Origin of the sequence: Agrilactobacillus yilanensis, assembly GCF_003946725.1 — a bacterium.
In the GTDB taxonomy this organism is placed as follows: Bacteria; Bacillota; Bacilli; order Lactobacillales; family Lactobacillaceae; genus Agrilactobacillus; species Agrilactobacillus yilanensis.
Map to the genome: position 1 here is coordinate 1 of NZ_RHOY01000026.1, position 19,269 is coordinate 19,269.

Consider the following 19,269-nt stretch of genomic DNA (forward strand, 5'->3'; position numbering starts at 1 on the left):
TGTGCCAATCACCAAGATTTTTAAAGCCGGTAATAATCGCGTCTTTTTCTAGGCTATTCAACCAAAGGCGCTTAATCATTTTCGACTTAACATCAATATGCGCTTGGTTCATGATCGACCACGCGATATTTGACCCTTCTCGACCACTATCGGTGGTAACAATAATGGTATCGGCTTTGGTTAACAGGTCTTTAACGATCCTGAATTATGCTTGTTTACTAGCTGACACTTCAACTTTGTATTTTTCGGGCAAAATAGGGTCACTAACCGTATAGTAACCCTGCTTTTTATGCTCTTTTGAAAATCTTGGACGTATGAACGGGCTTGACTAGGCTTTTCAGCTAAGATAACAGTGGTCATGTTCGTTCACTCCTTATGATTCAGCTTTTGTTCTAATTCTGTTTTACCTTGTTCAGCCGCTTTTAACCAGGTTTAACGGTGCATTTTTTATTCCGATTACAAGTGCATGCCCCCATCTTCATGCCGGTTTCGAGTTTGGTGTTGCCGTTGCTTTTTCGTCATTTCCCACTCAGTCTCCTTTAAACCTTGCGCCTGTTTTTGCCGTTGGTAATCTTCATCACGGGCATAAAGGGCGGTCATGATTGCGTTACTAAAGGCCGTCTTTAAGTAATAGTCTGGACTAACTGGCTTGTAGTTCAGTGGTTGATAATGTCCGATATTTGCTTTTCTGTACTGGTCGTCCTTGGCTTGTTGCCCTTTTAACTGTTTTTGGATTTTCTCAATCTGACTGTTCTTAATCGTTGGATCGACTTTACATTCACCTAAAAAGAGTTGTTTAGTGCCGTCATGCTTTAAAACTCGTTGTAAGTTATGATTTTCTAACTGATCTAAGCTAAGCTGCCCCGACAAATAAGCTAACCCTAATTGATGTTCTTGGGTACTGAAAACCTGTGGTGGATTTGCTTGCCACTGTTCAATCGTTTCGGCCTGACATGGCTTTAAAACAGGATCATAGTACATCACGGCTGTATAGGCTTGTTCCTGTTTAATCAATGGCAATCCATCTAAATCACCTTTGGGAAAGGCTCTTTTCAATACTTCATGGTATTGCGTTTGAATGACTTGCTTAACGGCCATGATTGTCCGTAGGTCTTTGACTGCTCGAGTAATCTTTTGCTGTTCTGCTGGTGAATACTTTTCTAGTAACCCTTGATCGACGTGTTCCAGGCTTTCTAAGCTATCAGAGTGGATCATTAGCGTATATTTCAGATCAATTTTGGCCTCTTTTTCTTGTTGCATTAATAACTTAAAACCAACGTATGGTCGCTTGGTAAAGGTCAATAATTGCTGGGTCAATAAATCATCACGAATATTCATTAAACGTTCGTTTAATTCACTGCCTTTGAAAACTGTTTGCTCGCTTTCGGTTTCCTTAATTAATTCTCGTCTTTCAGCTTGTGTGGTCTGTTCAAAATTAAGCTCTGGATAAAGTTTTTTCGTAGTACGATCGACCACTTTATTTAAGAGTTCATCTGCCTTTTTTAATGAGCTTTCTTGTTGGTTAATTGTCAATAATTGTTTATTCACATCTTCACCAACCGCATGTTTAATTAAGGTGCTGTTTTTCCAATTAAATAGCATGCGCCGCTTATCATCTAAGTTCTCCAAACTGATATAAGTTTTCAGTTCATGGCTTAACTCTTTAACTACCCGTTTTTCATTAAACGAGAAGTGTTTACTTAGGCTATCTAAATGACCTCTATTGATTACTTTTTCTTGGTTATTTTTATAACTGGCTTTGGCCTTGCGATAGTCCTTAACTTGTTGGTTAAATTCTTTTCTTTCATGCCGCTTACTATTGATTCCCTCATGTTGCATTGGGATATCATCTATTCCCTCCTCGATAAATGATTTTTCGCTGATCCGATCGGGAATATTTTTTTGCTCTAAAACTTGATTGACACTAACCGCCCAATTGTGCCGCCATTCAGTTATTTTTTCTTTTTTATCCCAATCAACTAGCCACACCTTTCTTGATCTTGGAAAACGACTATTTCCTGTATAAGTCTTGTTCCCATTTTCATCTAATATATTTTCTCTTTTACTTTTCAATCCCCATGTTCCGTCTGGATTAAATGGACGATTAGTTAGCATAACATGAGCGTGCGGATTATCTAGGTGATCTCTATGAATTGCTACGTCGGCAACCATACCCTCATCAACAAAATTTTCTTGTACATATTTTTTCAATAATTCTTTCTGTTCATCTTCACTTAATTCAACTGGTAAAGCCACGTTAAACTCTTTTGCATAGCGTGAATTTGCTCGCCGATCTTTTCTTTCGACTTCATTCCATAATTTTTCTCTATCACTCGCCCATGCTGGCGCATTCTTTGGTGTCAAAATAAAGCTTTCTGGTATGACTGACCGAGCATAAAAATAGCTTCGACCTTCTTTTTGATCGAATAACTTTTCACCACTTCGATAAGCAGCTCCAGCAATGGCACTACGTCCTTTACCAGCACTAATATTTTGAAAACTCATGTGAAAAATTGCCATGTCGGTCACCACCTTTCTTTGGGTTTATGGGTTTGCTTTTGTTGTCGCCAACGGCGACTTCTGATACAAGGGTTTAGCACAATAACACAACCAACTTTAGTTGTTGTGTGTAAGTGCGCATTGACCTCGTTTCACTCGGTCTTCTGATTACCTTAACCTTAGTTTTATTGTATGACTTTCGCTTCACTACTTCAACTTTTATACTTTGACTTAACGTTCTCTGTATGATATAGTGTCGGTGATTATTTTTAATATGATTGGAGGGATCATTATGTCGCAAAGTAACTTAGAAAAACAAGAAGCTAAATTAAAAGCCCTTAACCAAAAAATCAAGGGCGAAAAAAATAAGATTGAACAACGATTAGGCAAACAGATCATTAGTCAAGCAAATTTAGATTATGCTAATTTATCTAATGATAATATCAAGTCTTTATCCAAAAAAGTAGCCGAGTTTTTAAAAGTAAATCAAGCACATAATCAGTTATAAATAATGGAGTTATGTCATGGCTAATCAATATAAAAAACTAGTTGAGCAGCAAGCGCGTTTAAAACAAAAAATTGAGCGGGAAGATTTTAAATTACGGCAATCTAAATATTATGAAAGTCGGCAAGACTGCAAAGCTCGTTCTCGCCGATTAATTCAAAAAGGAGCTTTGTTAGAAAAATACTTTCAAGCTGATAACCTTTCGGTTGAACAAACCGAAGAGCTTTTAAAAACATTTGCCGATTACGTTAATGCCCATAAGCCGAATAAGCTCAAAAACGATCAACCTAATAACTAGGCCGATCGTTTTTATTTTCTGGATCATTTTTTGGCTTAATTTCTGGGTTTTGATCCGCAAAATCTTTTAATTGTTCTTGGATTCTTTTACCAATTTCGTCTTCAACTGATTTAAGCTCTAAGTTTGCTCTAATTTGTAATCCTTGAATGCCATTGTCATATGTCCACCGTTTAATTTTAGCCATGTCATTAGTTCGATAATAATTGGCAATTAGTTCGTTCCATTGATCCCACTTATCTAACGGCACATTGATTAAGCCTGCACCACCGTCAATCATAATTTTATTAGCACTTAAAGTCGCCGTCCTTTTGTTCCCGTCCCAAAAGATTTGTTGGCGCATATTATGATACATAACAGTCAATGCTTTATCAGTGGTCGTTGTTTGCGGATCAGCCAAAATTTTTTGTAAAAAGGATTGTTCTTGTTTTTCGTTAATTAAGGGTGGTTCAAAAAAGTCTTCACTGCCTAAATCAACTCCTCCTTTTCCTTGCCGTAATTCTCCTGGTACTAAGGCGTCTTCCGCGGCCACAATCTTGTTAATTTGTTTTTCCATGGTTAACGTTAAGGAGGAATTTTGATCAGTGATATATTGCCACCCACGCTTTAAGTTAACAATTGTCAAAATATCTTCAACAGGAACGCCTGCCACACTCATGCCGTCCATAATGGTTTGTGTTTGCGGCAAAGTGGTATTTACGCCTTCAAAGCGGGCACTAGTGTGTACTAGCTTGGTAAAATTTGTTCGAGCAAACCGTTTGTTTTCTGCAACTGTAAATTGATACTTGTCCATATATGCTTGTGTCTTAGTCATATTTTGTGCCTCCTTTTCATTCCAACCACTGATTCTTTGACTCGTCCATGTTAAATCACGAAATGCTTTTCGTTGATAATTTTTTCTTGCCGTTTATCTAAGAGGTAAGTGTGTAACGCGTCAAACAACTTGCGCTTATCAGGATCTGGGTTATGTGCTGCTTGCTCCCAAATGCCCTGAATATCGACTGTCCAGGGGTCAGCCAACAATTGCTCTATTTTTTCGACTTCTTTGCTTGGTTTGGTCATTTAAAAAACTCCTTTCCCATCTTTCTAGATTAGTTATCGCCTATTCAGCTATTTAAGGCGCCTATTTTAGCTTCTAAACGGTTTTAAAGCGGTTTTAATATAATTATGTGCCGAACACTTTAAACGGCTTAGATGAGCTTATATGCCGTTTAATTCTAAAAGCGCTCATTGTCAGCGTTTTGCTCTTCGGGGTGGTTGGCCGCATATTCTCTAGCCGCTTGTTTATTCCACCAAACGCCAAATAGGTTTTGCATGGTGCCGTACAGGTAGTTTTCCACGTTCTTGATGTGCTTCTCATTGCTTCTTAGGGCGTTAAAGTAACGTCTCAAGGCTTTAGTCATTAAAAATTTAAGTTCTTCGTCGTCCAGTGGGATTATGACGCCAATATCTTTATGATCCTTCTCAACTCGGTACTTAGCATTTAAGATAATACCAACGAAGCGACGTATCTGTTGCGGGGTACGGCACCAAAAACTAAGCAGTATTCATCATGTTACAGCACCCAAGTAAAAGCTACGAAGATAAAAACATTCATCCTCAAAATATGTAACCTAGAAAAAAGGCCTCCAGTGTTAAACCGGGAGCCTTTTTTAGTATACCAATTTCTAATTCACATAAGGCGGCTTATCCCAAGTAACCCCCTCACTCCCTGATAAAACAACGATCCATTATTTGGCCTTTGTGAAATTTGACGGGAGAGGAGTGGTCTAGATGAAAAATCCCCAAAAAATCATTAAACTCACTTTGTGAATTTAACCGCCTAAACTCCTAGACCATTGCGCCAATCGTGCCTGACACCAGTCCAAAAAATCCCGTTCTGAAATCGTTGGTGTTCCCGTCAATAACTTTTTTGTGATGGGCTCCTCACCTAAAGCCGTCTCAATTAACCCAACCACTAAATAATCTGTCTGTTTCGTAACCCAATTTTGTGGTTTCGCCCCAAAGACTTTCGCCAAACTAAAAGCTTGATCCCGAGTCATGGTAGTTAGACGCCCGGTAAAAGTAATCTCACAATCTCTTAAATCAAGCATTTTAAATCATCAACTTTCTTGATTCTAATGTTGGTTTTGACTTGACGGGTTATGGTTTTCCATTCAGTTTAGAGGGAGTGACGTTTTGAGCGCAGAATTGTTCCCTGGAATCAGCTATTTGGAATAACTGAACCAGAGTACAATTCTACTACTAAAAGTTTCCCCTTAGTTCGTCGGTCGTTAACGCCCGTCGCTTGTCTGTACAATTGCGGTATTGCTACCACCACTCATTATAAACCTACGTTTTCGGTTTAACCTACTAAAAAACGCCCTAGTAGGCGTTGACGATACGTATTTATGTTTGTTCGATCACCAACTAATCAGTGGCACCAAGCCGAAGCTTCGTTTTACCACCCGCGCCGTTAATGGTCGCGCTCACCATTCACCACCCAGCCGTACAGATAGCCTTGTTGTGGTATAGCCAGACTTATTGAAGTCGCACTGGCAAACGTGTCCCCTTGGATTTAGACCCCAGCTTGTCCCCTAGGGCTTTAAAAATCGCACCGGCCATGATATAATAGTCATTAAACAAGTTGACTTTTATGTGGCGCTCACCGATTCCCGTCGGTGGGTGTTTTTTTATGTTCTATTTTATGTAACCAATATTACTCGTTGTTTGGTGATAAATCAACATTTCTTTTTATGTATCCTTGTATCCTTGTATCCTTGTATATTCATATCCTTGTATCTAAGTATCCTTGTATCCTTGTATCTAAGTATATTAGGATACTTGCAGTCAATCTTAATTTAACGGCTTTTTAGAAGAAATGTATCCTTGTATCCTTGTATCCTTGTATCCAAGTATCTTTGTATGTTATCATCCTTGTATCCAAGTATCCTTGTATATTAGGATACTTAAGTGGAGGTCAGTATAATGGGTGAAGTAATTACTTTTGGAAATTTTAAAGGTGGCACCGGTAAAACAACAAATGCCACGCTTGCATGCCTGGCACTAGCTCGTGCTGGTAAAAAAACGCTATTAATTGATTTCGATCCTCAAGCAAACGCTACAGATATTTACTTTAAAACCGCGGCTAATTTAGGCCACGATGATATTAAATTTAATCAAACCTTGCTTGCATCAATCCAAGAAGAGGACTTATCAAGATCGTTGGTTACTTTGGATAAAAACATTGACTTTATTCCATCAAGCGCAGATTTTTCATTGTACCCACGGATTATGGAAAAAAAGTTTAAAAATAATTATAAAGATAGAGTTACATATTTTAGCAAGCTACTTGCTTCACTAAAAGAAAAATATGATTTTGTGGTATTTGATTTGCCACCGACTATTTCCTTAATTTCTGATAGCGCCTTATACGCTTCAGATTGGGTTCTGATTATCCTTCAAACTCAAGAGCACAGTCTTCAGGGTGCCGAATCGTTTCTAAAATATATACAGGAACAGGTAATCGATGAATACGAAGCACCTAGTTTGAATTTACTCGGTATACTTCCTGTGCTATTAAAGAATGGGGCGCCTGTTGATCACAGCACATTAGAAGTAGCAGAAGAAGAATTTGGGAAAGAAAACATGTTAAAAACCCTAATTCGTAATATGGAAAGAATCAAAAGATATTCAATCAGAGGTGTATTTCTAAAAGATCAATTCGATAAAAAAATAATTAGATTATACGATTCTGTGGCACAAGAAATTATTGAAAGGGCGGACTAGCATGGTGGAACTTTTACACAATCCTAACTCAAATAAAAGCAAAATAATTCCTAGAAAATCGGCGCCCCAGCCCCAAAAAGAAATTTCCATATCTTCCCTAAACGAATCAAACAAAACGAAGTCTAAACAAATAGATGGTGTTACTTTTGATACTACGCTCAGAATTGACAATCATCTAAAAAACTTTATGAAAGCTATGGTAATTTTAGGGTATAGTTCAACTCAACAAAACGGATTAGCCCAATTACAAAAAACTTTTTTTGAATCGTTAACTGAGTCTGAACAAAATACGCTTACGACTCAAATACAGACTTTGGAAACCGGCGATGCTAACAAAGTAAAAAGTAGATAATCACGTGCTCTCAGACGACACGTTCACCTTTTAGATGTATACTTGTCCGTTTAAATTAAGCAGAATGCACACAAAAAAGTCCTCTATTATGCGGAATAGAGGGCTTTTCTGAAATCAGTACATACAGGCTTTGCTTAGAGCGTTTCCTAGTATCCATCTTTGATACATACAATCAAAAATTCTTAAATAGAAGCCATAAAGGCTTCCAACAAGTGACGGATACATTAGCTTCAATGTTTACTGAGTAACCCATTATTTTGCAGAAGGACGAGTTATTTACACAAAATTATTGACGCTCCCTACCAAAACCTTTTCAAAACACATTAAGTGATATATTAATAATAAATAGAATTAATAACAGGAGATCATTATGTTTTTAGCTATTAAAGAGATGCTACATGAAAAATTGCGTTATAGCCTAATAGTGGTACTTATATTTTTAGTAAGTTATCTTTTGATTATTCTTACTGGTTTAGCCACTGGTTTAGCTAACCTAAACAAAGCGGCAATTAACGAGTGGGATGCTTCAAGTATTGTCTTAAATAGTGATTCTGAAGGACGTTTACAACAATCTTTTCTTTCACAGGATGAGGTTGCTAGTTTACCCAATAATGGAACCAGAATTTCACAGTATAGTACACTTGTAAAATCAGAAAATGGATTAAAAGAGAATACTCAATTAGTAGGTCTTGATTCCAAATCGTTCATATTTAAAAAATTGAAAATAACAAGTGGTAGTAAAAATATCCGAAACAATGCCGGCGTCGTATCGGATAAATTCAAAAGTGATGGATTCAAAATCGGTGACCACTTGTTAGTTGCTAATTCATCATTGAGGATTAAAATTACAGGTTTTACACCCAGGGCAACTTTAAGTGCTCTTCCCGTGGTTTATATTTCACCAGACACTATTCAACCACTGAATAAAGGTGTAACAAATGCTGTGGTATTCAAGAATAAGTTAAAGAATTCAAAAATACCAAAAGGGACCAATCAATTGAGCATTAGCTCATTTATTAAAAAATTACCTGGATATAGCGCACAACAACTCACATTCGACTTCATGATTGCTTTTTTGTATATTATTATTCTAATTGTTATTTCAATTTTCTTGTATATTCTGACTGTTCAAAAATTACCCAACTTAGGTGTCTTGAAGGCGCAAGGAGTCTCAACGCAATATCTTATTTTGAGTACGTTATTTCAATCATTTATTATTTCAGTTATTGGCGTTATTATAGCCATTATATTAGGTGAAATAACAGCTATTACGTTACCCAGCGAGGTACCCATTGTCATCGATAAAAGTAATATTATTGTAACTGGAATCGGTATTATTATTATGTCCTTGTTAGGTGCACTGATACCTATTCGTCAAATCGCCAAAGTTGATCCTTACAAAATTATTGGAGGTTAATTTCATGTCAAATCTAATTTTTGAATCGGTGACAAAAGTTTTTGGAGAAGGGAGTAGTAAGTACGTAGCGCTGGAAAATATTAATTTTAAAGCAGAAAGTGGTCAGCTTATTTTAGTTGTAGGGCCATCAGGATCAGGAAAAACTACATTTTTGACTATAGCCGGCGGGCTGCAGACACCAACTGAGGGTGACGTAAAAATAAATGACAGCACAATTAAAAGTTTATCCGAAAAACAGCAAACAAAATTAAGATTGGAAAAAATAGGATTTGTTTTACAATCTTATAACTTAGTTCCATTTTTAACGGTCGAAGAACAGTTTAAATTAGTAGATAAACTAAAAAAACAAAATTTAACTGAACAAAAAATGCATGAACTTCTATCTGATTTAGGACTTTTAGAACTTCTAAAAAAATATCCTAATCAACTTTCTGGTGGACAAAAGCAACGTGTGGCAATTGCTAGAGCATTATACACTGATCCTGACTATATCTTAGCGGATGAACCCACAGCCGCCTTAGATACGGATAGATCTATGAAAGTAATCGAGTTACTCAGAGATTTAGCACATAAGAGAAATAAAATTATTATTGTAGTTACTCATGACTTAAGGTTAAAAAATACGGCAGACAAAGTTTATCAGATAATTGATGGTAAGATGCAAATGATAAATTAGCTACTGTCTTAATTTTACTTGAAAACATGTCAATGGCGCGATACAAATAGCACCATTGACCTTTAACCTTGATGTAAGTCTCATCCACTCGCCAACTTTGAGAAGCTGAATGTTTATGCCGACGCCACAACACCTGAAAGATTGGTCCGTAGTGATGAACCCAGCGCATAATCGTTGTATGATGAACAGTAATTCCACGATCACGTAAAATCTCAACGACATCACGATAACTCAAATTAAATCTGAAGTAGTAACCAACGGCTACCAAAATAATGTCTTGTTGGAAATGCCGACCTTTAAAATAATTTTTCATCATATCTACCTCACCTTTTAGGCTAATTATACCCAAAATAAGTTAAACTGAATTTTTGGTAGCGTCAAGAATCTTGTGTAAACGAAATGCCTTCGTACATATAATATGTATCTAACTTAAATAAATGATGCTTCCAAGGTGTCCTGGAGTCCTTTGAACCCTCGGTGGATCCGCTTCAGAGACTTCTCGTTATAAACATTAAACTGAGAAACCAGGAAGCGATCCAGTGAATCTTCCGTTGGAAATTGTTCTTTGTGGTGGGTGGTGCGCTTGAGATGCTTATTAAAGTTCTCAATCGGGTTAGTGGAGTATAGTGATTGCCGGATAGCTGGTGGAAAGTCCATGAAAGTGAGTAAATTCGGCATTTTAAGCAGATCTTTGATTAATTTGGGATAGGTCTGATGCCAGTTGTTGGCGAACTCATTCAGTTTCAGTTCGGCTGCTTCACGGTTGGCGGCCCGATGAACTTGTTTAAAGTCACTGATCACGGCCTTGCGGTCTTTTACGCGAACTTTGTTCATCAGATTCCGCCCAACATGAACCAGGCAACGTTGTCGTTTGGCTTTAGGGAAATTCCGATTCAAGCCTTCATCCAAACCAACTAACCCATCGGCCACAAACAACAGCACATCTTTAACGCCCTGCTTGATCAAGGTTCCCAGCAGTTCAGTCCAGATTCCAGTCGATTCCGTTGGCGCCACTTGGTAGTTCAGCACTTCTTTCGTACCATCTGGACGAATGCCAATCGCAATATGAACGGCTTCTTTTTGAACGGTATCCCGCTTTAACGGCAAGTAAGTGGCATCTAAGAAGATGGCCGCATATTGTGAAGCCAGTCGACGTTGCTGGAAAGCTTGAACCTGTTCATTGACGGCTTTAGTCATGTTGGAAACCGTGGCTTTGGAGTAGTGAGCACCGTACATTTTCTCAATGAGTTCGGCAATTTCAGCAGTGGTAATTCCCTTGGTATACAACTGAATGACCGTTGTTTCTAAATTATCACTGTGCCGACCGTAGGCTGGCAAGGTATGATTTTTAAACCGGCCATTGCGATCTCGAGGAATGGTTAAGTTAAGTTGGCCGTACTTCGTATCAAACGAGCGCTCATAACTGCCGTTGCGGTTATTACCAGTGTTAGTCCCAGCGTATGAGTAGCGTTCGTAACCCAAAAACTCTACCAATTCGGTTTGAAGCAGCTGGTTAATCGCAATTTCGAGGTGGTGACGAAAAACTTCGTCCAAATCTTGCTTTTGGGCTAGTGCAGCGATAATTTCTGTGGTAAGTTCATTCATGGGGAATGCCTCCTGTGATGTTTTCTGTGGTTACTAAATATCATAAGGGAAGGCATTCCCTATTTCTATACAATTCAGAAATCTTTTATGCATTTACACAAGATATTTTACGCTCTCGAATTTTTTGCACCAGAACCAAACAAAAAATTAGGAGGCTAATTATGCGACTTTGGCATGAGCAACTCATTAGCAAACTTCCTCGCCAACAACTGTTAGGACAGCATCGGGAAATTGCTGCTTTAAGAGGCAATGGCTGGGGAAAAAAGCATGCAACTGTTAATTATGTATTCAATTACTCACCATATAAACTTTATCAATTTCACTTGCTGGTCATGCACGAAATGCAGCGGCGCGGATATCGTCCTAATAAAAAATGGTTTGATCCGCTTTACCGTGGTATCCATTGCGATCCATATATGATTTTAAAAAAGTGTTCGATAACTAACCCAATTTATCCAGAACATAATGATTCGTATTTGAAAGAATGTTTATCTAATTTAGCCAGTAAGGGGATTGTTTTATAAATCTAAGAGGGTATCTCATTCGAAATACCCTCTTAGATTTAGCTAGTAATCCGCATTGAATTAAGATACTGGCTAGCTTAATTCAATTTTTAAATTGCTTACGATCTGTCAACAAAGCAATCGGTGACAGAATTAAAACGATCACCGCTCCTACCAGATAATTACGACTAAAGGCATGACTGATTTGTCGCTTTTTAGTATGCTTAATTTTTCTCAGCGAATTCATTAAAACTTATTTTGCCCGCGTTTACAATCTACCTTAACATTAAATTTATTTCGATACCTTATAAAGGTTGTCCGTTTAATTCCTGTATTACGGGCAACATCGACATCACTCATGCCTGCCTGATAAAGTTTAAAAGCATGTTGCAAGCGGGGATCGTCTTGGGTGTATTGGGGTTTGCGCCCATGATATTTACCCTGCTGCTTAGCTAAGGCAATCCCTTGCTGCTGGCGCTCAATGATTCGCTTACGTTCACTTTCGGCCTGATACTTATAGAGTTCAATAATCAAGTTGGTCATCAGTTGACGTAAATTTGGGTCAGCAATCCCTGTCATGGACGGCAAATTTAACACATCTAGGGTGGCCCCCTTATTTTGAATGGTGTTCATGATCTTAGTTAAATCCTGGTTGTTTCTGCCTAAGCGATCTAATTCAGTGACCATTACAATATCACCCTCACGAATATAGGCCAGCATTTTTTGCAGTTCTGGCCGATTAGTGTTAGCCCCACTTAATTTATCCGTAAATAATTTATCAACGTCTTTTAAAGCCGCTAACTGTCGATCTAAATGTTGCTCCTTGGAACTCACACGCGCATAACCGATTTTAGCCATTTCCAATTCTCCTTTTGGACAGTTCTAATGAACACTTGTAATTCCTAGTATAGCACAGAAATAAAAAAGACCAATAGGGTATACCCTAGTGGTCGCTTTTGATCCATTATCAATGGCTTTTTAAATTAGGGCCTAGTACTTTGGGAATGGAAATACTTTCCAACACCAAAAATTCTAGACCCAAATAATTTTACAATCTACCATGGCTAAAATGTTAAGCATGCGCGATTTCGACTACTCCAAGATCGGCAACATCTTTGAACTAGACGAAGTCACCCCTAAAATGGCAACTGAAGAACGCCTTGATGATTCTGGCAACAAAATCATGGGCAATGATGGTACACCGCGGAAATTCAACACGGATGAAATTGTCGGCTATAAGTATTCCGTCACGATTCTGGAAGGTGAACATCGTAAGAAGTCCACTCAGATCACCGTTGCTGGTCTCGACTGTCCAATCAACAACGCGGAAATCATGAAACGTGACAGCGTGAAATGCCGCTTTACCGGTTTAGAACCAAGCATGGTCGGCAACCCAATCTACTGCAAGGCTGAAAAGATTGAATTAGTGGCCCCGCAGGCCAAATAGAAACACTCTGGGCTACCCAATCTAAACGGGTAGTCCTTTTTCTCGCAATTCTACTTGGTCAGTTGCCGATAACGTTCAAACAGCATGGCGACGGTATCACTCTCGGTGGTGCCTTTAATTATCAGCCCATATGCCCGCATAACGGCTCGATCATTATCTTGGTGGGCTTTGCGCAGTTCAGGAACTGTCGCCAACGGATCATAGAGATCAGCTAAGCTACTATCCGGGTAAAGTTTACGGGCATCGAGAATCCTCTGGGCTGTTTGTTCAATCTGCGCCTTTTGCTTATCATCAACTTCTGGCCACGGAAAATTTGCATAGACGGTTGGCGAGTAACTGTAATCGCTCTTCATTCTACCAGCAACCGCACGCATCCACGCCATATGCACATTAGAAGTCATCACACCGAACATATACAGACTGGCATTCGGAACGAGATACAGCTTGTTGCTGGCAATAACCGCTGGAGACATCCACCCCATCGGCACATAACGTCGGTTTTCGCTCGAAACCTCAGGGACCGCTAGATAGTTTGAATCCGGTTGACGAATTTCAGTGAATAACATGGGCATTTCCGCCAATGCTTTAACTGACGGTGTAGGACTTTTTAATCTTGCTTCGGTGACGGCCGCTAACCGTTCCATAATTGGTGGAACAGAACGAAATTGACTTGGTGATACACCCTTTAACCAAATGCAGTACCGCTCAACATTATTGATAAAGTCTCTGGAGCCAACATAACGTCGGATATAACTTTCTGTTTGCGGGTACTGCTTAATTAACGCCGCTCGTTCCGCTGGAGAAAGAATTAAGTTACCCCCGTCTGTTGGTTGGCTTCCCTTAGACATCACAGGAAAGTTGGCACCGGAAATACTAGTCTTTCGACGTGGCTGTGGGAATACATCAGTTCCCGCGGTAAGATACGCATTGATATGGTCAACCAGCTTCATCTGCCCCCCTTCAAACAGACGCTTCTTCTCCTTGCGTGGGTAGCCGGTGAAGCCAATGATGACCACATGGACTTGCGCCTTCTCCTTGGCCTCACTGCTCCAGCGGAATGTCCGATAGGCGAATTGAATTTCAATGCCCTTCTCGAATAGTTTTGGCCAAAGCGTTGGCGCTTGCTCACCTTGCGTGATCGAGTTAGTTGAAACAAAGGCGACCTCGGTCGTCTTACCTTGAATGAAGTCAGCCGCTTTGTTGTACCACGCCGCCACATAATCCAGCTTGCCATACTTGGTAAAATCATGGAAAGCAATATCCATGTCCGCTGCTTGCGCGCGTGTCCGCTTTTCGTGACCATAAAATGGTGGATTACCAATGATGTAAGTAATTCTCTCGCCGCCGACTACCGTTTCCCAATCGAGACGGATGGCATTGCCCTCTGTGATGTTGGTGTACGTCTTCAATGGCAAAAAGTCCATATTCGCGTAAACAATCGCCGCCGTTTCTTCCATCATCTGCGATTCAGCAATCCACAGCGCTGTCTTGCCGACGGACACCGCAAAGTCATTGATTTCAATACCATAAAACTGTTGAATGGACACCTTGATCAAATCGTCATCAACTGCCAACATGCTTTCATTCCCGTAAATCAAGCTGATAACCTGGTTTTCGAGCTTCCGCAATGACAAATAGGTTTCAGTCAGAAAGTTACCTGACCCACACGCTGGATCAAAGAAACGCAACTTACCGAGCCGGGCTTGAAAATCTGTCGCGCGCTGAATCATGGTCTTACGTTGCTTAATTTGCTTGATTTCAGTCAGCTCATTTCGGAGACCGTCTAGGAACATTGGATCAATGACTTTATGAATATTTGCAATCGAGGTATAGTGCATGCCACCTTCACGTCGCGTGTCTGGGTTCAAGGTACTCTCAAACACCGCACCAAAAATTGTTGGGCTGATCTCAGACCAGTCAAACTCCTTGCTGGCTTGATCTAGAATCAAAGCGCGCAACGAATCGGTGAATTGTGGAACCTCAACTTCCTCATTAGTAAACATTCCGCCATTCACATACGGAAACTCAGCCAACTTTTCTTCCAGATATGGGTCGCGTTTATCGATTGGCGTATCCAGCACACGAAACAGGTCTATCAAGGCCGTACGCAGATGCCGCGTCTCAAATTCATTGAGATAGTCGTGAAACATACCATGACGGCCAAAAATGCCAGCATCTTCAGCGTACAAGCAAAACACTAGACGTACAGACAACTCGTTAATACTACGCTGACTGCTGGCATTAGTAGGATCACGATACTGCGTGAACAGTTCATCGTAAATCTTGCCGACCAACTCACCAGCTTGCATTGAAACTTCCATCTCTTTGTCGAGATGCGGATTCAACTGATCGACGATAAAGTCCAAACGGTAATACTCAGTCGGTAAGTCCTTAAGCTGGATCACTGCCGGCTCGCCATTAGGTTGCTCCATATCATACACGAAGAACTGGGTAAAGTTGCTCGTGATAATCCAGCGCGGCCGCTTAGAGTACGGTAAATTGGCGGAATATCGTTTTGCTTGCTCAAATGGAGACAGCAGACTGCCGTCAGACTGCCGTATGCCGTCAAACAAGCTCTTATTTCGGCCTTTCTGTTCAATCAACACCTTGGTTGTGTCAATGAAACCGTCAATAAAGCTGGTGTGATCCAGCATTACTCGGTCTTCAAAACTGATGTACTCACCAGGATTAGGAATATCATAGACAGTCTCCAGCAAGTCCAACCAGAAGGTCTGACTATCCTGTCGTTCATTACCACGATCTTGCCAACGCTTGACAAAGGCCGTGGCGGCTCGTTTTTGATCTGCTTCCTTCATGAAACAGCCTCGATTCGTCAGTATTATGTTTCAAGTATCACGCATCAATCATATAAAGAAAAGCGCCAGTCTCGAAGTTCCGAAAACTGACGCTCACAAACATGGGGACATCGCTATATTCTAAGTGAATTCAACCTTGAGCTTCTTTCCCAGTGCAAAGGCAATCTTGCTCATGGTATCAAAGCTAGTGTTCTGGCCATGCTCGATGCGCGCAATCGTTGATTGCGGCACATCTGCCCGCTCGGCTAGTTCCCGTTGGGTCAAACCGGCGCGTTCGCGCTCGCTCATCAACGCCACTGCGCTCTCAAGTTTGGCAGATTCGGCATCAAAGCCTGCCTTGAATTCAGGGTCCTTAAGTTGTTCAGCGAGATAATCGTCAAAAGAAATGTTCTTTGCCATGTTACTTACCTCCCAAATTATCGTAGTATTCTGTCCTGAGTTCTTTGGCATGATTAAGTTCAGACACCGGCGTCTTCTGGGTCTTCTTCGTGAAGCCATGCGTAATCACATAACGCGGACCTTCAACGTGAAAGTACAAGCCCCGCTGGATATTCGATCCTGTTGTCCGAAGCTCAAAGATGCCATCTGATATTTTTCTGATCCACATTTGGCGCGCCGCCACTTGTAAACCAAATTTCTGTGTCTTGGCAATGACGGTGACCAGCTTCTGCTTTTCCACTGGCTTCAAACTATCTAAGAATTCTTGGAATTCATTGTGTCCACTTGGACGCGTGTAAAACTCGAACTTAGGATTTTCCATGTGTTTAGTATACACCTAGCGAGCCACAGTATCAATATATGCTATCAGCTTCTAAAATCCAAATTTCAAAACTTCTTAGTCTCTAAATGAGTGAATTAAAAGACCACCACGTTCGGGAACGTTTGTTCGAAAATCGACCATAAAAGCCTTCTACTCTGCTATAATACGTATGAATCAATAAAAATTATATAGATAAGGCGGAACACACATGAAGAAAAGCCTACCACGAAAAATCATCTACTTTGATGAAACCTCCGCTGTAGATTTATTACAGGTTCGTCAAAAAGGACATCTGACGAGAACCGAGGAAACAATTCGATCTATGACTGGGAAAATTGGCGCAGATGCTGACATAAAAGCACAACTAGACGAAGATGTCGGAGTCAATAAACTGGTGAGTCATATCTCTGGCTTATCCGCCGGCATCAACTCAATGATGGGAGCAAATGGATCTCTCAACGGAAGTAAAATTGCCAGAACCGTCATTGAGAATTCTTTGCTTTATGATTTCTTAGAGTCCGCAGAATCAAAACGGGGAACGCCATTATTAGATATTAAGGAAGATTACGCACTCTCAATTCCGAAGGATTCAATGACTTACTTCGCAACTATAGCGCCCCTAACAGAGATGATGGAGGGACATCAACAGCTCGACAATCCAGATATTACCATGGCAATTTCAAAAATGAACAGTGGCATCCGAAACTCTAAAGGTTACTACGAAGTGGTCGGAGAAAAAACTGATTCAAAATTTGGTAAATCCATCACCACTCAAAAGGTATTTCGTTTTAACATTGATGCTTTTAAGAACAATTATCGTATTCAGGATTTGCCTAAAATGAACTTAGTTCTGTATGCTATTCACGTCGGTACAACAAAGCTATCCCAACTCGATTTTGAAACAGAGTTCAATCTTGACAGTCAGCAGTCCGAAGTCGGATTTAGCGGCTTAGCCAAGCAGGCTCAATCCCATCAGGATGCTGATTCTAACGACGAAAAATCGCTTGATGTTTTCGATGTCGTTTTAGCGGGGGTTCGCTAATGGCAAATATTCAACTATTCTACGGATCGAGCAAAGATTTCCGCTCCCTACTTAATCAAAATCAAGTAGAGGACAATTACACACCATTTATGGAGCTGATTCGTCAATATAATGTAACGGTCCGCGCCAACGATACTATGGGCAACAAAGATGCCGAATTTAGCCGCGATAAAATTGGTAATGTGGTAATTTTTGCTGATGACTTTGCATCGGTCACAGAACACGTAATCTCAAATTTCTCGAATATTGTACTACTAGGCCACGACATCGAAAACTTGTATATTCAGAATCCTCCGAAACGAGTTGAATACTCCATCAGATCCAACTTTGATGAGGATGAGATTGTTGAAGTAACGTCGCCATATTTTTCTCCAAGTACGACCGAGGTCACAAAACTTTACTCTCAGCTACTAACCGGAAAAGTTATTGGACAAAACAATGCTAAACACGCATCGTGCGTAGGATTGTACAAAGCGGCATACCATCACCAGAAAAAGCCCACTGTCATGATGTTCTACGGACCCTCTGGCGTAGGTAAAACTGAATTAGCTAAGAATATTAGCAACTTCTACCATGGTAAGTTAACACGAATTCAGTTTTCAATGATGCAAACCGAAGAAGCCTTCAAATATGTTTTCGGTGATGAACATGCTCGGCCATCCATGGCTAGGGACTTACTATCGCGCGAATCAAACATCGTCCTAATCGATGAATTCGACAAGGTGTCCCCTAGCTTATATAACGTATTTTATCAAATGTTTGATGAGGGTATTTTCGAGGACATCAATTACAAAGTGGATGTATCTAGTTGCATATTCATCCTAACGTCTAATTTCAACGATGAGGAAACTATTGCATCCACGGTGGGCCTTCCAATATATTCAAGAATTGATCAAAAGATTAAATTTGAAAAACTAACCAAGGAGGAAATCTCCACGGTCATCTCAAATGCCTTCAAGCGAATTCTGTCAGAACTCACCCTTGAGGATCAGAAATTTATTAGCGCCTCAAAATTAAAAGAACACTATCAAGAAAATTTGCAGATTTTTTCAAACGTTCGCATGCTTAATTCATTTATCGAAAATGACGTATATACCATGTTGCTCGAGCAACAAATAACAGTTAACTCAAGTTCAGATGAATAGTAGTGCCCGATCCCACAAAAAGAGCCATATACTCATAGCAGATTGCTTGAGATATGGCTCTTTTTGTGGCAGGATTTTGGCAGGAAACCAAGTAAATTCTACCTATTTCAACCCGTTTCACTTCGTCTGAAATGCCGTCAAATCAAGATTTTCACTTCAAGTGATACCTGCATTTTATTCCCACTCGGGGGTCGTGCCATAAAGGGCAAGGTAGCCATCGGCTAATTTTTGCCAAGCCACTTGATAATAAGCCCCATTTCCAGTAATTTCTTTTAAATATTTGTAGGTTCCTTTAGTCTGCAAAACCGGTAATTCACTCCCAATGACTGTTAATTCGTTATCCATATTTATGATCTCCTTTGCGTTGCTAATCTCACCCGTTGTTTAGGTTTACTTTTAGGGTTGTAAAAGTGAACCTAAATGACGGGTTCACCAACCG

General features: G+C 40.0%; 20 protein-coding genes and 3 pseudogenes. 10 read left to right on the forward strand and 13 right to left on the reverse strand.

Annotated elements, in window-relative coordinates; all coding sequences use genetic code 11:
• Positions 1 to 360: pseudogene (locus tag EKM93_RS12840) on the reverse strand (toprim domain-containing protein); the annotation flags it as partial.
• A gap of 96 nt (positions 361 to 456) precedes the next feature.
• Positions 457 to 2,520 carry a MobQ family relaxase gene (gene mobQ, locus EKM93_RS12845; RefSeq protein ID WP_125715953.1) on the reverse strand — a complete coding sequence of 688 codons (2,064 nt, stop codon included), beginning with the start codon at positions 2,518 to 2,520 and terminating at the stop codon, positions 457 to 459.
• Between the two features lie 253 nt (positions 2,521 to 2,773).
• On the opposite strand from mobQ, the gene EKM93_RS12850 reads away from it, so the two are divergent.
• Both EKM93_RS12850 and EKM93_RS12855 read left to right on the forward strand, forming a co-directional pair.
• Complete coding sequence (locus EKM93_RS12850; RefSeq protein WP_164507098.1) at positions 2,774 to 3,007, forward strand: hypothetical protein; 234 nt, start codon at positions 2,774 to 2,776, stop codon at positions 3,005 to 3,007.
• Between the two features lie 16 nt (positions 3,008 to 3,023).
• Positions 3,024 to 3,302, forward strand: coding sequence for a hypothetical protein (locus EKM93_RS12855; protein ID WP_125715955.1), 279 nt, complete (start codon positions 3,024 to 3,026; stop codon positions 3,300 to 3,302).
• Here EKM93_RS12855 and EKM93_RS12860 read toward each other — a convergent pair.
• The 4 genes and pseudogenes from EKM93_RS12860 to EKM93_RS12875 all read right to left on the reverse strand — a co-directional run bounded on the left by EKM93_RS12860 (position 3,292) and on the right by EKM93_RS12875 (position 5,392).
• Positions 3,292 to 4,113, reverse strand: a complete 822-nt coding sequence (locus EKM93_RS12860; protein ID WP_057904516.1) for a Fic family protein — start codon at positions 4,111 to 4,113, stop codon at positions 3,292 to 3,294. The genes EKM93_RS12855 and EKM93_RS12860 overlap by 11 nt on opposite strands.
• 50 nt (positions 4,114 to 4,163) lie before the next feature.
• Positions 4,164 to 4,361, reverse strand: coding sequence for a hypothetical protein (locus EKM93_RS12865; protein ID WP_125715956.1), 198 nt, complete (start codon positions 4,359 to 4,361; stop codon positions 4,164 to 4,166).
• 155 nt (positions 4,362 to 4,516) lie between these two features.
• A pseudogene (locus EKM93_RS12870) lies at positions 4,517 to 4,843 on the reverse strand (replication initiator protein A); the annotation flags it as partial.
• A 270-nt stretch (positions 4,844 to 5,113) separates the two neighbouring features.
• The gene (locus EKM93_RS12875; protein WP_125715957.1) at positions 5,114 to 5,392 is read right to left on the reverse strand and encodes a BRCT domain-containing protein; all 279 of its coding nucleotides are present in this window, start codon (positions 5,390 to 5,392) and stop codon (positions 5,114 to 5,116) included.
• An 874-nt stretch (positions 5,393 to 6,266) separates the two neighbouring features.
• Here EKM93_RS12875 and EKM93_RS12885 point away from each other — a divergent pair.
• The 4 genes from EKM93_RS12885 (at position 6,267) to EKM93_RS12900 (ending at position 9,512) form a co-directional block, all read left to right on the forward strand.
• The gene (locus tag EKM93_RS12885) at positions 6,267 to 7,067 is read left to right on the forward strand and encodes a ParA family protein (protein ID WP_015639692.1); all 801 of its coding nucleotides are present in this window, start codon (positions 6,267 to 6,269) and stop codon (positions 7,065 to 7,067) included.
• Between the two features lies 1 nt (position 7,068).
• Positions 7,069 to 7,419 carry a DUF5388 domain-containing protein gene (locus tag EKM93_RS12890; protein WP_125715959.1) on the forward strand — a complete coding sequence of 117 codons (351 nt, stop codon included), beginning with the start codon at positions 7,069 to 7,071 and terminating at the stop codon, positions 7,417 to 7,419.
• A gap of 370 nt (positions 7,420 to 7,789) precedes the next feature.
• Positions 7,790 to 8,836 carry an ABC transporter permease gene (locus tag EKM93_RS12895; RefSeq protein WP_063696906.1) on the forward strand — a complete coding sequence of 349 codons (1,047 nt, stop codon included), beginning with the start codon at positions 7,790 to 7,792 and terminating at the stop codon, positions 8,834 to 8,836.
• Positions 8,837 to 8,840: 4 nt separating this feature from the next.
• Positions 8,841 to 9,512, forward strand: coding sequence for an ABC transporter ATP-binding protein (locus tag EKM93_RS12900; RefSeq protein ID WP_034529257.1), 672 nt, complete (start codon positions 8,841 to 8,843; stop codon positions 9,510 to 9,512).
• A 28-nt stretch (positions 9,513 to 9,540) separates the two neighbouring features.
• On the opposite strand, the pseudogene EKM93_RS12905 reads toward EKM93_RS12900, so the two are convergent.
• Both EKM93_RS12905 and EKM93_RS12910 read right to left on the reverse strand, forming a co-directional pair.
• Positions 9,541 to 9,828, reverse strand: a pseudogene (locus EKM93_RS12905) (IS6 family transposase); the annotation flags it as partial.
• 113 nt (positions 9,829 to 9,941) lie between these two features.
• Positions 9,942 to 11,117, reverse strand: coding sequence for an IS256 family transposase (locus tag EKM93_RS12910; protein WP_125715960.1), 1,176 nt, complete (start codon positions 11,115 to 11,117; stop codon positions 9,942 to 9,944).
• 161 nt (positions 11,118 to 11,278) lie between these two features.
• Between EKM93_RS12910 and EKM93_RS12915 the strand changes: the two genes are divergently transcribed.
• Positions 11,279 to 11,641, forward strand: coding sequence for a TIGR02328 family protein (locus EKM93_RS12915; protein WP_125715961.1), 363 nt, complete (start codon positions 11,279 to 11,281; stop codon positions 11,639 to 11,641).
• A 225-nt stretch (positions 11,642 to 11,866) separates the two neighbouring features.
• Here the strand turns inward: EKM93_RS12915 and EKM93_RS12925 are convergent, their stop codons facing one another.
• Positions 11,867 to 12,478, reverse strand: coding sequence for a recombinase family protein (locus EKM93_RS12925; RefSeq protein WP_125715962.1), 612 nt, complete (start codon positions 12,476 to 12,478; stop codon positions 11,867 to 11,869).
• A gap of 220 nt (positions 12,479 to 12,698) precedes the next feature.
• Between EKM93_RS12925 and EKM93_RS12930 the strand changes: the two genes are divergently transcribed.
• Positions 12,699 to 13,067, forward strand: coding sequence for a hypothetical protein (locus EKM93_RS12930; protein WP_225423719.1), 369 nt, complete (start codon positions 12,699 to 12,701; stop codon positions 13,065 to 13,067).
• 50 nt (positions 13,068 to 13,117) lie between these two features.
• Here EKM93_RS12930 and EKM93_RS12935 read toward each other — a convergent pair whose 3' ends face one another.
• The 3 genes from EKM93_RS12935 to EKM93_RS12945 form a co-directional block, all read right to left on the reverse strand.
• Positions 13,118 to 15,883 (reverse strand): DNA methyltransferase, encoded by a 2,766-nt coding sequence (locus tag EKM93_RS12935; RefSeq protein WP_056943493.1) that lies wholly within the window; start codon positions 15,881 to 15,883, stop codon positions 13,118 to 13,120.
• 120 nt (positions 15,884 to 16,003) lie between these two features.
• Positions 16,004 to 16,282, reverse strand: a complete 279-nt coding sequence (locus tag EKM93_RS12940) for a helix-turn-helix domain-containing protein (protein ID WP_003589707.1) — start codon at positions 16,280 to 16,282, stop codon at positions 16,004 to 16,006.
• Between the two features lies 1 nt (position 16,283).
• The gene (locus EKM93_RS12945) at positions 16,284 to 16,643 is read right to left on the reverse strand and encodes a type II toxin-antitoxin system RelE/ParE family toxin (protein ID WP_003589709.1); all 360 of its coding nucleotides are present in this window, start codon (positions 16,641 to 16,643) and stop codon (positions 16,284 to 16,286) included.
• A gap of 208 nt (positions 16,644 to 16,851) precedes the next feature.
• Here EKM93_RS12945 and EKM93_RS12950 point away from each other — a divergent pair, with 208 nt between their 5' ends.
• Both EKM93_RS12950 and EKM93_RS12955 read left to right on the forward strand, forming a co-directional pair.
• On the forward strand, positions 16,852 to 17,685 hold the full coding sequence (locus EKM93_RS12950) for a DUF6414 family protein (protein ID WP_054719984.1): 834 nt from the start codon (positions 16,852 to 16,854) through the stop codon (positions 17,683 to 17,685).
• Positions 17,685 to 18,830, forward strand: coding sequence for an AAA family ATPase (locus EKM93_RS12955; protein WP_056943492.1), 1,146 nt, complete (start codon positions 17,685 to 17,687; stop codon positions 18,828 to 18,830). The genes EKM93_RS12950 and EKM93_RS12955 overlap by 1 nt, the downstream gene beginning before the upstream one ends.
• Positions 18,831 to 19,004: 174 nt before the next feature.
• Here the strand turns inward: EKM93_RS12955 and EKM93_RS12960 are convergent, their stop codons facing one another.
• Complete coding sequence (locus EKM93_RS12960) at positions 19,005 to 19,175, reverse strand: hypothetical protein (protein WP_125715963.1); 171 nt, start codon at positions 19,173 to 19,175, stop codon at positions 19,005 to 19,007.
• Positions 19,176 to 19,269: the final 94 nt, after the last annotated feature.

What these genes read in the sequence shown, in the direction of transcription:
- EKM93_RS12850 (WP_164507098.1), top strand. Translation starts at nt 2,774, where the DNA reads ATGATTGGAGGGATCATTATGTCGCAAAGTAACTTAGAAAAACAAGAA.
- EKM93_RS12925 (WP_125715962.1), bottom strand. Translation starts at nt 12,478, where the DNA reads ATGGCTAAAATCGGTTATGCGCGTGTGAGTTCCAAGGAGCAACATTTA.
- EKM93_RS12940 (WP_003589707.1), bottom strand. Translation starts at nt 16,282, where the DNA reads ATGGCAAAGAACATTTCTTTTGACGATTATCTCGCTGAACAACTTAAG.
- EKM93_RS12895 (WP_063696906.1), top strand. Translation starts at nt 7,790, where the DNA reads ATGTTTTTAGCTATTAAAGAGATGCTACATGAAAAATTGCGTTATAGC.
- EKM93_RS12860 (WP_057904516.1), bottom strand. Translation starts at nt 4,113, where the DNA reads ATGACTAAGACACAAGCATATATGGACAAGTATCAATTTACAGTTGCA.
- EKM93_RS12950 (WP_054719984.1), top strand. Translation starts at nt 16,852, where the DNA reads ATGAAGAAAAGCCTACCACGAAAAATCATCTACTTTGATGAAACCTCC.
- EKM93_RS12890 (WP_125715959.1), top strand. Translation starts at nt 7,069, where the DNA reads ATGGTGGAACTTTTACACAATCCTAACTCAAATAAAAGCAAAATAATT.
- EKM93_RS12865 (WP_125715956.1), bottom strand. Translation starts at nt 4,361, where the DNA reads ATGACCAAACCAAGCAAAGAAGTCGAAAAAATAGAGCAATTGTTGGCT.
- EKM93_RS12885 (WP_015639692.1), top strand. Translation starts at nt 6,267, where the DNA reads ATGGGTGAAGTAATTACTTTTGGAAATTTTAAAGGTGGCACCGGTAAA.
- EKM93_RS12935 (WP_056943493.1), bottom strand. Translation starts at nt 15,883, where the DNA reads ATGAAGGAAGCAGATCAAAAACGAGCCGCCACGGCCTTTGTCAAGCGT.
- EKM93_RS12945 (WP_003589709.1), bottom strand. Translation starts at nt 16,643, where the DNA reads ATGGAAAATCCTAAGTTCGAGTTTTACACGCGTCCAAGTGGACACAAT.
- EKM93_RS12855 (WP_125715955.1), top strand. Translation starts at nt 3,024, where the DNA reads ATGGCTAATCAATATAAAAAACTAGTTGAGCAGCAAGCGCGTTTAAAA.
- EKM93_RS12910 (WP_125715960.1), bottom strand. Translation starts at nt 11,117, where the DNA reads ATGAATGAACTTACCACAGAAATTATCGCTGCACTAGCCCAAAAGCAA.
- EKM93_RS12960 (WP_125715963.1), bottom strand. Translation starts at nt 19,175, where the DNA reads ATGGATAACGAATTAACAGTCATTGGGAGTGAATTACCGGTTTTGCAG.
- mobQ (WP_125715953.1), bottom strand. Translation starts at nt 2,520, where the DNA reads ATGGCAATTTTTCACATGAGTTTTCAAAATATTAGTGCTGGTAAAGGA.
- EKM93_RS12875 (WP_125715957.1), bottom strand. Translation starts at nt 5,392, where the DNA reads ATGCTTGATTTAAGAGATTGTGAGATTACTTTTACCGGGCGTCTAACT.
- EKM93_RS12900 (WP_034529257.1), top strand. Translation starts at nt 8,841, where the DNA reads ATGTCAAATCTAATTTTTGAATCGGTGACAAAAGTTTTTGGAGAAGGG.
- EKM93_RS12930 (WP_225423719.1), top strand. Translation starts at nt 12,699, where the DNA reads ATGCGCGATTTCGACTACTCCAAGATCGGCAACATCTTTGAACTAGAC.
- EKM93_RS12955 (WP_056943492.1), top strand. Translation starts at nt 17,685, where the DNA reads ATGGCAAATATTCAACTATTCTACGGATCGAGCAAAGATTTCCGCTCC.
- EKM93_RS12915 (WP_125715961.1), top strand. Translation starts at nt 11,279, where the DNA reads ATGCGACTTTGGCATGAGCAACTCATTAGCAAACTTCCTCGCCAACAA.